This window comes from Bacteroides sp. ET225 (genome assembly GCF_024733745.1).
GTDB classification, from domain to species: domain Bacteria; phylum Bacteroidota; class Bacteroidia; order Bacteroidales; family Bacteroidaceae; genus Phocaeicola; species Phocaeicola excrementipullorum.
Window position 1 is genome coordinate 183,712 of sequence record NZ_JANRHN010000001.1, and the last position, 13,470, is coordinate 197,181.

The window sequence follows — 13,470 nt, forward strand, 5'->3', positions numbered from 1 at the left end:
CACACATATATCACTCACCGTTCCCGTAGATATATTCTACCGGCGATTTCTTAAATCGCAAAACACGCGAATTGTTTGCTCCTGCCCCGTTCTTGTTGAGATACAGGTTATCCAGGCCTCCTGCAATATACCACCCCTGCCCCGTTGCAGAACTCATCGCAAACAGGATGTTATTGTAATGGTCTGCATGCCTGATTCCGTCTGAATTCCACTGAGCAGAAGCGCCGTACCACGTAATTCCTTCATGCTCCGGAAAATCCGGGCTCGACATCCGGCAGATAATGATATTCTGCATCGGAACTGTGCCAAGCTGCAGGCCGTTACGCCAAAAACGCTCACGGTTTACAATCTCGTGGCCTTCCCAGGGGACTTTCAGCTTATGTGAGCCGTTCCACATCATCCAGATATAATCAGTGGCATCAAACACCCGGTTGAATTCTTCAAACGACGGAAGCTCATATCCCTCAGGCGACAAAGCGTTGGCCGGCAATTTGTTCAGATGAACCTTCTCTCCATTATTATATCCAGCAAGCACGAGCTTGCCGCCATCATCTACCACTTCCATTCCCATTCCGCTGTCGCCCATGTATTCCCATTTCCACAAATCCAGAAAGTCTTCTGCCGGACAAGACGCAAGGTAGTCATACACAGTCTTGCCTGCCATCTCTGCCGGATCCGACGACGACAGAATCTGGTCGTCGAATGATTTCGAATTTCCGCGGGCATTGTATTTGCACCACCATACCCCATGGAACCAGGTGACGGGAAGGCCGTAATTCCGGCGCTTGACTACATACTCTTCACGTCGTGAAGCATCCTCTTTATCGCTTATCACCAGGCGGGCCGCCTGCACACGCCCGTCGGCTGTTTTGTCGTTCGGCTTCCAGCCGGCTATTACACGGCAAGCACCCGAAGAATCTCTCCCGTCGATCTTTATCCAAGGATCCTCGCCTCTATCAAACTCAACAGAAAGCTGCTTGCCATCCGGCAACGACAGAACGCCAAGTTCATTATCGATATAACGCCCGAAATCGCAAGCGTAAGTTTCCGGATCAAAAGCCAGCAGGCCGGAAACTGTCACCGGATTCGGAGATGCTGAAAGCCTGATGCAATCTTCCGGGTATGCATTTGTCAGACCTTTGCGGCGAAACTGAAGCACGACCTCCTCCTGCGGATGATTCGGCACATACAGCGGCTTGCGCACCCTATACAGATTCGCACCTGTTTGCGGAACAGCCTCAACCTGCACGAGTGCACTTCCTTCGGCAGAAACCAGTTCAAGCTCGTTGTCGCAATCGACACCAAATACAAAATCCGTTGCCGCATGCGGAAGTTTCAGCGTGCTTCCTTCATCCGCTACTTCCACTCCCTCCGGCAAAACGGAGGCCGAAGCGATCTTCAGCCGGCTGCTCACCGACACATCCAGATCTATATGCTCTTTATTCCACTCTTCAATGCTAAGCAGCAGGCCTTGTTCTTCGTTTTTCACTTTCACCACATAAACTGAATTACGCCTGATGACCTCAGGCATTTTTTCTTCAAGACGGACCGGACTGCCGGACACTTTCGCATCGATGCAGACTTTCAGCTCCGGATTAGCCTGCTCGTAAACATGAACGACTCCCAGACTGTCGCTTGTCAAGGGCGAAGAGAAACGTACCACATGGTCGCCGTATACGGCATCTTCAGGTACAGTCACCGACTCCTGCGGAAAGCAATAGGCATCCTGAAGCGCATTCTTCAAAGTCAGCGACTCTACCTCTATCGACTGATCCGGTTCAATCTGCAAGTCAAAACGGGCAATGCCCCGCTTCAGTACAAGCGTTGAGGAGGACACGCGGCTTTCACCAGCGGACAAGTCCAAACTGCCGGTCGCAAAATGTTTCAATTCACCGCCTTTCATCTTCACCGTCGCCTTCAGCCATTCCTGCTCTGTCAAAGTTCCGACAACAGCATCCCGCATGTCCATAGCCAGACCGTCTTCTGCTGCCACGGCATACAAACGCCCTGAAACCTTATCCAGCTTCAGTTCATACCCTTCCCCCGAGAAAGGAATCTGCTCCCACACTTCCGACAGGATGCCGTTCTCAAAAAGCCAGGCCTTCACTGATGTCAAGCGGTCATCCCTTTCTGCCAGCGAATCGCCGGCAGAAGAGGCAGGAAAAGCGTAAAACTTTATCTTGACCGAAGAGGCAGCAGGAGGAGAAACTCCAGGAGCCTCCTCGTCGGCACACGACTGAAAAAGAAGAACTGCCAAAAACAGGCAAACGGTAACTTTCAGAAATAGTTTATTCAATTGCATGATTACTTGTTTTTTCGTTAATAAAAAATGACATGTCAGATAGACAAAGTACGATATGTCCGGATAATCTGTATCTCCAGGCTAGAGATATACATCTCCAGCTTAAGGATGTGTATCTCCAGCCTGAAGACATACATCTTTATCCTAAAGACAGACTTATCCACGAGGCAATCCGAAAATCATGCCTGCACAGGACAGACCGGCTGTCAGTCATAAATATACTCCACAGCATTCTTCACGCACCGGATGGTCCGTGTCTTCTGACTGTTCTGAGGCACAAACTTGAACCAGTTGTTACCCGGATTTTCACTCGAAGCATATCCTTCCATGCCCCATGTGTTCGACGAATGCCCATAAGTGGCGAACAAGATGTTCATCCGGGCGATACTTCCGGGCGTCGTATTCCACTGATGGCCCAGCCCGTACAAGACCCAATGGTTTCCATCCTGCTCAAAGTCATAAAAGGAAACAACGCCGAAATGATTTCCCAAAAACGACACATCACGTTCGGCAACCGTCACGTTCAGGCGCTGGCCCGTTTTGTTGTTGAACGGACGTGAACCGACACCGCCCAAATTCACATTATCTCCCCACGAAAAGAAAGCATAATCCTCATAACTCGGAATCCGGTAACCGTCAGGAGCCATTTCAGACGGATCCATCGTGCCAAAATTCTGTCCGGAAGACTTCATCCCGTCATAATAGAAGCTGTTTCCGTTATGCGACAGAGGCAGTCCGTCATTGTTTCCTCCCTGATATTGATGCCCCATCAAAGCCAGCAGTTCGCTCTCGCTACAGCTCATCAGGTATTGCGCCAGATTTTCTTGCGTCGCCGGATCGCTCTGGATGAGCACCTGATCCTCAAAACGCTTTACATTTCCGCGCAGATTATACTTGCACCACCATGTGCCATGGATGTTCACCACCGGCAATCCCCAGTTGACGCGCCGCACCGTATAGACTTCCCGATGCAGACCGTCTGTACCGGAAATCACAATCTTTCCTTCCTGCACACGCCCGTCCGCCTCCGGATCGTTCGGTTTCCATCCTCCCAGCAAACGCCAGGAGCCTTCCTCATTCTGATCCAGTTTCATCCAATGGGGCGAATCTCCGGCAAACTCCAGGCGGATTTCCCTGCCTTCCGGCAATGTGATCATCCCCAACTCACCGTCTATATAGCGGTTGAAGTCGCATATTCCATCCGAATCAAAACGGATCTGTCCTTCCAGTCTCACCGGACTTCCCTCAAAGACAAGCACAACTCTTGCAGCATATGTGTCCCGGCTATATACATCCAGATAAATGTACTCCTTTTTTGTGCCCGGCATACGCACTTTGCTTGAAACTGACACTTCAGCTACTTTTTGCAGAGTGCGCGCTGCAGTCTGGTTCACAATCACTCCGTCAACAGTGCCCTCCACTTTTATTCTGGCACCTTCTTCGCCCAATAAAGCCAGCCGAAAGTCAGAACCATAATAAGGAACATGCACCGTATCGTTTGTCGCATTGATCCGCACGCCGCCGGACAATTCAGATGCGGACGCATCAATCACTCCCAGCGGACGATTTTCAGAAACGGTTCCGTCACCAGACTCCCAATCTCCTGCAATGACATCCACTTTTGCCGAAGCCCCCAGACCGCTCACCTGCAAATCATAAACCGTGTTTCTTCTGATCGTTTCAGGCAGTCGCGCTTCCAAACGCTGCCAGGAACCGTTGCAGTTCAACAGAATCTCTACTGCCAGCCCCGCATTCTTCTGTTCGGCCATATAAAACAAAGGTTCGCTCCGGTTCATGAAACAGCCATCTTCAAACACTTTCTCAAAATCGGTCTTCTCGTCTGTTTCGGGCGTACGGACAACCTCCGACTCATTCATATAGCCGTTTGTCAAGACATTGCGCACCGCCACACTTTTTACAGACACTCCCTTGGCAAACGATGACAAATCAATCCGCGCCACGCTGCGTTTCATGAGTACGGATTTCGTATGCTTGCCTTCAACCGCCATGCTGCCGGTCATAGGAAGCACCTCCAGTGACAGTGAAGGGAAAGAAACCTCCAGCTCCATGAAATCGTCCAGTAAGGATACGCCCGGCTTCAGTTTATCCAGTCCTTCGGCAGCTCCGGCATTCGCAAGAAAATACAGATCTCCCTTCTCTCTTTTCGGAACGAAAGCACACATGCCTTCTTTATCCAACGCCAAGGACGGAAAGACCTCTGCCAGCACTCCATCCTCGAAACGGAATCCCTGCAAGTCCTTTATATCAACTTCTGCATCACTGCCACAAACGCCCGGCATACCGGATATTTTCAACTGGGCCGCTATTGTTCCTTGCGGCAACTCACCGGCCACATCCTCTTTCTGACTACAGCTAACCAGCAACAGCAAACTGAATATCAAATATAGATTGTATTTCATCAGGTTCATCTTTTAATATTTGTTCGGATTGTTCTTACTGTTCAAATAATCGGGAGAATCAACAGGCATCTCATGAATATGAGTCACATAAAACCTGTTCATCAGTTCTTGAGCCCAAGGCCCGTAGGTAAACGCGCTGCTGTGTGAATATCCCATCACATGTCCCAGCTCATGAAACATCACCTCACACGCATACGTATCTGTATAATGATTAAACCATCCTCCTTGCCATGCACCGAACACACTGCCGCCTCCCAGTCCGTACACATTGTTTCCCGTGTAAACCAGACCCACACTCAGCGAACGCTCCTGGCGCATTTGCTTCAGCACTACATCAGCCGTCACCTTATCACCCACTCCCCCATTGCCATAAAGGCGGTCTTCGTTGGCACGCAATATTTCCTCGTGCTCGGGCATATCAATCATATAAGTGAAATTAATGAACAGGGCAACCGCCTCCCGGCAATGCACCGGGCGAATGCCCATCCAGTTACCGGCCGGTCCGCCGTCAGCCTTGTCGGGGTCACCTCCATACAGGTTGAAAGAAACATTCCATCCGTGTTTAATCTTCTGGAGCTTATCCCAATAAGCATCGTCTGCCTCTATCCTCAATTCCATATTCCGAAGTTCCTCCTTCTCAAACCGGGACAGCGTAATATACCGTCCGGATTCTGTCTGATAGACCCCTTCGCGGAGCAGCAGAGGCATCTCCTGATAGAAATCAGCAAAAGCAGGCAACGATTCAAAGTATGCCAGATTGAAGAACTCATTTTCCGCAGATGGAATCCGTGCCTTCACCAGCACCTTACGAAGCTCCCGGGGCGAATAGAAACGTAAATGCAAACGGCCGTCCTCGGCAACATTTGCCTGAAGCGGTCGGGACGTATTGAACGAACGCTGCCGGGAATCCGCATAGACTTCTTTCGGCTCGCCATCCTGCAGAATCCGCTGATAGTCTCCTTCCCTGTATGCTTCTTCCGTAAAATACATAAGCCCCTGGCTGTCGTCGGGATGATCTACCGACGTATGAATCTGTCCGATCCGGTTTGCAGATACAGACACGCTGTCGAAGACAAAAACCCTGCGCACCTGATCGCCCCGGTAACCGCGCGTACAGACTTCTACTTCGCCCCTTAAAGAAGAGCCTGAAACAGCAGGCAGGAAAAGATAAGACGTTGCGGAACTCAAATCCAACTCCTGCGCAAATCTGCCGGTTTCGCCGACATAATTCCCATTGCCCGACAAGCCGGTATAGAAACGCCCTTCTTCCAGCCTGGCTTTTTGCGAAACGACTGCATTGCGCACATAAACATTATTAAAAGATAATGAAAAATCCACACGCCCTACGATACGGCGCAGCATCACATTCTGGGAGAAGGCGACCGTTTCCTCTTCTCCCGCCGGACCTTTCACTGCATTCACGCTGAAAGGCGTCCGTGAATAGAAGTATTCCGCAGACAAGGGCCGGCGCAAATCAGACGGAAAAGTTATCCATTCATCCGTTTCATCACGCAACCGATGAATCACAGCGCCATCTTCTTCTCCTTGTCCTCTGATTCCGAGCAACAGCAAATTATACTCTCCCTTTTTCAGTCCTTCAAGATGGAGTTCCGCCGAGGCAGGCTCATACATGCCTTTCAGATTCTCCACCACTTTCCCCTCATCATCGGTCACATACCACTCCACTCTGTCATAGTCAGTCTTCTGTACAGATAAGAAACGGCTTTTTTCTTCCACACACGCATTGTCATAACTGGCAGTTTGCAGACGGAAGACAAAACCTTCCTGCTCTGTTCTTGAAGAATCCCTCCAATCGGTTTGCTCACAGGCCACCAAAAATAAACTGCAAATAAAAGCACTCAAAAAACTTTTTTTCTCCATTTGTTTTTAGTCAGTCTAGTTATAAACCCCATTATTTCAAAGCTGCCGGCCAAATTCGCGCATCTGCGCCGACATTGCATTTAGAACAACAAAAAAATCCGCTTTGTTCTACAGACAAAACGGATTTCGGTTTTTAAACGACCTCCTGTATTTTTTGACATTCACGGCTCCCAGCGGATGTCAGAGCCTCATTCTCATCAGTCAAGCTTTACCAATTCATATTTCTGGCTGCCCATACCCAACTGCTCCGCATACTCCAGCGTATGCATGCCATGGCGTGAATCAATGCGCTCAATCAGGTGAATTTTTCCATGATCATCCGAAGCTCGGACAAGATCAGTGCAGGCACGGTCGAGAGCAACCGGATCAAGTGAAGCCAAAATGCCGATATCTCCCATTTTCGGATCTTCCGGCGAAGCATCACAATCGCAGTCTACCGACAGATTGTTTGCGACACTGATATAAAGGATATTCTCGCCACAATGGTCAGCTACGGCTTTTGCAGCCTCGGCCATCGATTCCAGAAAATCATCCTGCGCCGGAAGGTTGCTCCACACTTCGGCCGGATTCTTGCTCTTTCCGGCGGAATGAATCCAGGCTTTTCCTTTCGAGGAAGCAATGCCTATCGACATATTCTTGATAGCTCCGCCGAAACCTCCCATGGCATGCCCTTTAAAATGGGACAAGATCACCGTAAAATCATAATTCAGATAATCCTTTCCTACAAAGTCTTCCTTCAAATGCCGGCCTCCATTCACAGGAATAGCCACCTCCCCTCCGGCATCCATGATTACGACCGGAGCGATTGCCGTAAACCCGTGATCCTTAGCTGCCTTCAGATGGCTTTCCGTATCTGCGCGTCCGCCTCCATAAGCCGTATTGCATTCTACAATTGTCCCGTTCACCAGCTTCACAAGATCCTTGATCAATGACGGCTGCAGAAAATTGTGCCCGCCCGGTTCTCCGGTACTGACCTTCACGGCAACCTTTCCCTTAGCCTCACGCCCAAGCGCCTTATAGATCTTTACCAGATTCTCAGCGTTTATATCCTTATACATATACACTTTCGGAAGACCGCTTTCCGTTTTCCGAGTCCCAGCTTCTGCCGACTGGGCACATGCGCTGCCCGACACGGCCATACAAACGAAGGCCCCGCACAAAAACATTCTGAATAACTTTTTCATAAACGACATAATTAATTCATTCAACAAATGGATATTTAGTATTTCTTCAGATTCACGATTAAAGTCTGATGCTTATTCCACCCAGGAACGTAGCTTTCGGCATCGGATAGCCCAGCATGATTTCATAACGCTGCGCCAGCAGATTCTCGCCGCGTACATACAGTGAGGCCCAACGGCAAAGGCGATAGTCGGCACGAACATTCCACAGCACGAAATCTTCTGTAACCTCCGGAGAAATGGAAGTATAAAGTCCCCTGATATACTGCACCCCTGTCGAAACACCCCAACGTCCTTTGCGGAAATCCGCTCCTGCATACAGCTTATGCTCGGGTGCCGAAATTACAGGATTTTCCATATGCACCCAACTGTAATTGGCATTCACATTCCACCACGGACTGATGCGGTAAGACACATTGCCTTCCAGTCCCCAGTTTTCTATCTCCCCGCTGTTCACATTCATCGGCCTGCCATCCACACGGGTTGTCATGATCAGATTATCTCCGTTGATATAATACAAGTTGGCACCGTACCTCAAATCACCGTCCAGCAACTGGTGAGTGAATGAAAGTTCATAGTTCATCATCCGTTCAGGCATCAGATCCGGATTCTGCGGAGGGAACATATACATTTCGCGGATAGTCGGATTGCGGAAGCCTTTGCTCACCATCGCTTTCAGCTCTGCATGCCTCGGGAGATGAAAGGCAAGGCCGCCTTGCGGAACCCATTCCGTACCCACATGCGAATGATGGTCAACACGTACTCCTGCATTCAACGACAGCCACGCGCCGATATCCTGACGGAAATCCACATAGCCTGCAAATTCATCCTGCTTCTTGTCCACCCCCGGCACCCGGCTTCCGTCGGCAATCACCTCATTCCACGACTCGCCTCCGAAATGCTGATAGTCAAACCCCACGGTCAAGCGGTTTCCCTCATACAATTCTGCACTCTGATACCATGACACTCCCATCATCAGATCCTTTGAATGGAACAATGATTCCTGCGGCTGTTCGCCCGGGTGATAACCGTCGTCTATCTTGTGACGACCCCAATTATAGAAAAAGCTCAACGCTCCGGAAGTACGCCCGTAATGGTTTTCCAGCATGGCAGAAGCCATACCCCGCGTAATATGCGAATCGTTGTCAATCAGCGGAGAAGTTATTTCTCCCGGATTTGAAGCGTTGAAATGGGTTACGTTTACATCTCCCCACAGCTTCCAGCTGTCTGTGAAATCATATCCCAGTTTGGCATAGCCACCGTATTGTTCAAATCCCATATCAGCCCGATGTCCGTCAGTACGGTTATACGAAGCGGAAACCACACTGCTGAACCGTCCTTTCTTCACCCGGTTTACAGCCTCCGTCTGCAATGTTCCATACGAACCGGCACCTATATTAATATGTGTATCTGTTCCATCCTCGCGTTTCTTCTTTGTCACGATATTAATGACTCCTCCCATCGCATTCGAGCCATAAAGCACAGAAGCCGGACCGCGCAGCACCTCCACCCTATCTGCCAGCATGGTCTGATACGAATCGGAAATGGGATGGCCGAACAGCCCCATATACTGCGGATGCCCGTCAATCAGCACCAGCATCTGTGCGCTTCCCGACATTCCCCGCAAGCTGAGTCCGCCGGCGGCTCCGGTCGACACGCCATAGCCCATCACCCCACGGCTGGTAACAAACAGCCCGGGAACCTGCTCAGCCAGAGCCGGCAGGACAGAAGGCTGGTAACGGCGGGCGAGCTGGTTTTGCCCGACAACAGAAACCGTCATAGGCAGATGCCGAACATCTGCTTCATTCCGCGTGCCGGTGACAACTACCTCATCCAAAGGAAGCACCTTCTGAAAAGAAAGCGAATCAACCGGTTCTTCCGCCAACGCCATTCCCGGAAAAACGATACATACAAAAGCAAACACAACAACAGAACGTTTTTGCAAACCCATAAAATCAAATCAAATTAAATCAATGAATAATAAAAGAGAGCGTGCCAAACCATCACCTGCATCATCATACCGATGAAGTCTGGCACATCTCTCCGTCAGAGCTATGAAGAATCTGGCGGACCATTTGCGTGAGCCCGCTTTCCATTCTGGAACATTGCAAAAATAAGGCATTTGAACCAGGCGGAGCGTACATAAATTACTGAAAAAACAACCCCATTTACAGAAAATCCCGATTCCTTGCGTGAAAAAACGAGAAACTCTGTAAGCAAGGTTGTTTAATCAGTAATTCTGGTAATGCATATTCCAAAATATCCCCTTATTTTTGTAACTGCAAAATAACGATAGGGTTTTATCTGTTTGAGATGAAAACTGTGAATGATATTTTAGACATAAAAGACGTGTGCGAATGCAACCGCTGCCTCGGAAGCAAGACCTTGCATCCGCAGGCAAGCCTCATCAACCTGGAGAATCCCGATTTTGAAGAGAATTTCGTAAAGTTCGAGTTTTACGCCATTCTGCTGATCGAGGACTGCACGGACAACTGCAACTGCTGCGGACGCAGGGATTATGACTTCTCGAATGCCACAATGGTGTTCCTCACGCCCGGCGAAGTGTTTCGGATGAACACCGAAAACACATTGCCGGACAAGGGACTGCTGCTGGCATTCCACCCCGACCTGCTGTTCCGGACCACATTAAACAACCACATTGACAACTATACGTTCTTCTTCTACCGCAAGGAAGAGGCTCTTCATCTTTCACAGCGCGAAAAATCGACCGTTGCACGCTGCTTCGATGCCATCGGGCAAGAACTTCACCACGACATCGACTCGCACAGCAGTACGCTGATATCACGCCTGATCGAACTGCTGCTCGACTATTGCTCGCGCTTTTACGAACGGCAGTTCATCACCAGAGAGGAAAAGAACAAGGCCATTATAAAGAAGTTCAACAGCTTCATCGACAACTATATCGCTTCGGGGCAGATGCAGGAAGGAAAGTTCCCCACGCCGGAATACTGCGCGACTCCACTGAATCTCTCTGCCGCCTATTTCAACGACCTTCTGAAATTCGTGACAGGAAAGACATTGGACGAATATCTACAGTTCAAACGGCTGGAAGCTGCCCGACAGATGCTGGCCAAGTCTGAAAACACCCCTGCTTCGGTAGCGAAACTGCTGGGATTCCCCAACGTCAGCCGGTTCTGCTACATCTTCAAGCAGATTACGGGGATGTCACCCAACGAGTACCGGAACTCCAGGAACTGACAATTATTTTCTAACCTCCAATAAAACACTGTTATTATGGAAACAACTGTAAAACTTTATTCATTGCCTTACAACAATGTAAAAACTTACCTGACAGCATTGCTGTTCATTGCAGGCAACCTTGTTCTTCCACAACTCTTCCACCTGATACCTCAGGGAGGAACAACATGGCTGCCCATTTATTTCTTCACCCTCGTTGGAGCCTACAAATACGGATGGAAAGCCGGACTGCTGACTGCCGTTGCGTCACCGCTGCTCAATTCATGGCTGTTCGGCATGCCTATGCCTGCCGTACTTCCAGCCATTCTGCTGAAATCAGTGATCCTGGCTATTGCCGCAGGATATGCCGCCCGCCGCTTCCGGAAAATCACCCTGCCCCTTCTGCTTGCAGTCGTACTCACTTATCAAATTCTGGGAACATTAGGCGAATGGGCCATGACTGGCAATTTCTATGATGCCGTTCAGGACTTCCGAATCGGCATACCGGGGATGCTACTGCAAATTGCCGGCGGCTATGCCGTAATCAGATACCTCATACGCAAGTAAAGGCAAGCGTCTGACAAGCCCCAAACCGAAAACAAACAAAAGGCGCAAGCCCGCTGACAATCTATTCTTCAGCGGATTTGCGCCTTTCGGTTATGCCGGCATTCAAACGTTCAACACCGCACATCCGATATAAACGGGGAACGGTCTGCTCTCCCTATCAGAAAGCTTCTTTGCCCGACTCATGGAAAAAAGCGGCCATTCTCGGAGAAATCTGCATCTCTAAGCTGGAGATATAAATCTCCAGACTGAAGACGTACATCTCGAGGCTGAAGCTGCATGTATTTAACTTGAAGACCAACTTTTCTAACTAGAAATCCGGCTTTGCCTCCCGCACACAGAACAACGGCTTTCACATCGGGAAAATCCGAATCTCCTTATTTATACCCGCCGGCTTCAGCGATGCGCTTCGGAATGTCCGTATTGTCCATCTTGCCCATAAACTTCTCCGAGCCTGCCCCTACAGCATAAACGGGTACGTATTCGGCCGTATGGCTTCCCGTGGTCCAGCCCAATCTGGCAATCTGGCTCATCACTTTACGGGCAACAGCTGCCAAAGACTCAGAGCGGGCATACAACGTTTCGGTAAATTCTACCTTATGCTGCACAAACGACTTTTCGTATTCATCACGCAATGCACGCTCCTGCGACCAGTTCAGCGGCAGTTCCGTCCAGAATCCCATCGTTTCAGAAAGGAGTGCCTTCACCTGCTCCCAACTGACATCCTTGTTTCGGCGGAGATCCGTAATGCGCCGCGAAAGTTCTTCTTGAGATACCTTTTGATTTTCAAGCGCCTTCAAATTCAGAGTATATCCGCTTATGCCCATTCCCAGTCCGCCGGTTTCATGGTCGGCAGAAATCACGATCAATGTTTCTTTCGGATGTTTCTTATAGAACTCATATGCCACTTTCACGGCATTGTCAAAGTCAATCACTTCCTTTACAACCGTAGCCAAATCATTATTATGGCATGCCCAGTCGATCTTTCCGCCTTCCGCCATCAGGAAAAAGCCTTTGTTCTTCTCCTTCATCAGAAAGCCGACGGCAGCCTCAGTCATCTGCGCCAGCGTCATATCCCCATTCTTCCGGTCTATCGCATAAGGCAGGCTGTTCACATCATCTCCGGATTCCTGCAAAAGAAGGATTTTATCCGACTGAACCGATTTTGCCGCATATTCATCCATACCGTGCGCAATGGCATATCCGCCCTCCTCAATGACAGGCTCCAGCGAAACAGCCTTATCGCCCGACCTCAAGATTCCGGCTCCCGCAAAAAAGTCGAAATTGCTGGCCGGCAGCTCTTTCGCAAGCTCATCATACATGCCGCGGTCGGGCTGATGCCCGTAGAAAGCCGCCGGAGTGGCGTGGTTGATTCCCACCGTAGTCAGAACAGCCACCTTCTTTCCGCTCGCCTTCGCGCGCGTGGCAATGCTCCGGAGCGAACGCTTGCCGGCATCCACGCCGATCGCTCCGTTATAAGTTTTCGAGCCTGTGGCCAGAGCGGTGCCTCCGGCTGCGGAATCCGTTATGGGGTTCGAGGCCGAAAAGGATGTGGCGATACCTGCAACGGGGAAGCTTCCAAACATCAGCTTCTCAACTCCGATACGCCCCTGACCTGCCGCCAGATACATTTCGGTCGTATTCACCTGATTCACCCCCATTCCATCTCCGATAAAGAAGAACACATACTTGGCCTGCTGGGCATAAGTGCAGACACCTGCCAGCAGAAACAAAAACACATAAAAAATCCGTTTCATAAAAGTTATTGTTAAAGATTAATCGTCTGATGCAAATCTCTACAAAGATAAAGGAAATATAAAGTCTGTCCAAGCAAAGGAAACGAACACTTGAAGAACAAACGCATCTTGATTTTATCATAAACACAGAAAACGAATGAAAAAAAGTTTCGCAATACCTCATGAAA

Annotated in this window: 8 protein-coding genes; 2 read left to right on the forward strand and 6 right to left on the reverse strand. The window is 49.6% G+C overall.

Annotated features, from left to right (window positions below; genetic code table 11):
* Positions 1-10 precede the first annotated feature (10 nt).
* The 5 genes from NW212_RS00865 to NW212_RS00885 all read right to left on the reverse strand — a co-directional run bounded on the left by NW212_RS00865 (position 11) and on the right by NW212_RS00885 (position 9,675).
* Positions 11-2,302: a hypothetical protein gene (locus tag NW212_RS00865; RefSeq protein ID WP_258336759.1), complete on the reverse strand. Its 2,292-nt coding sequence runs from the start codon at positions 2,300-2,302 to the stop codon at positions 11-13.
* Between the two features lie 206 nt (positions 2,303-2,508).
* Complete coding sequence (locus tag NW212_RS00870; protein ID WP_258336760.1) at positions 2,509-4,722, reverse strand: hypothetical protein; 2,214 nt, start codon at positions 4,720-4,722, stop codon at positions 2,509-2,511.
* Between the two features lie 12 nt (positions 4,723-4,734).
* Complete coding sequence (locus NW212_RS00875; protein ID WP_258336761.1) at positions 4,735-6,459, reverse strand: hypothetical protein; 1,725 nt, start codon at positions 6,457-6,459, stop codon at positions 4,735-4,737.
* Between the two features lie 341 nt (positions 6,460-6,800).
* On the reverse strand, positions 6,801-7,787 hold the full coding sequence (locus NW212_RS00880) for a DUF362 domain-containing protein (protein WP_258336762.1): 987 nt from the start codon (positions 7,785-7,787) through the stop codon (positions 6,801-6,803).
* A gap of 58 nt (positions 7,788-7,845) precedes the next feature.
* Positions 7,846-9,675, reverse strand: a complete 1,830-nt coding sequence (locus tag NW212_RS00885; RefSeq protein WP_258336803.1) for a TonB-dependent siderophore receptor — start codon at positions 9,673-9,675, stop codon at positions 7,846-7,848.
* Positions 9,676-10,115: 440 nt separating this feature from the next.
* Here NW212_RS00885 and NW212_RS00890 point away from each other — a divergent pair, with 440 nt between their 5' ends.
* Both NW212_RS00890 and NW212_RS00895 read left to right on the forward strand, forming a co-directional pair.
* Positions 10,116-11,003, forward strand: a complete 888-nt coding sequence (locus NW212_RS00890; protein WP_375337929.1) for a helix-turn-helix domain-containing protein — start codon at positions 10,116-10,118, stop codon at positions 11,001-11,003.
* Between the two features lie 36 nt (positions 11,004-11,039).
* Positions 11,040-11,549: an ECF transporter S component gene (locus NW212_RS00895; RefSeq protein WP_258336764.1), complete on the forward strand. Its 510-nt coding sequence runs from the start codon at positions 11,040-11,042 to the stop codon at positions 11,547-11,549.
* Between the two features lie 374 nt (positions 11,550-11,923).
* Here the strand turns inward: NW212_RS00895 and NW212_RS00900 are convergent, their stop codons facing one another.
* Positions 11,924-13,303 carry an alkaline phosphatase gene (locus NW212_RS00900; protein ID WP_258336765.1) on the reverse strand — a complete coding sequence of 460 codons (1,380 nt, stop codon included), beginning with the start codon at positions 13,301-13,303 and terminating at the stop codon, positions 11,924-11,926.
* Positions 13,304-13,470 lie beyond the last annotated feature (167 nt).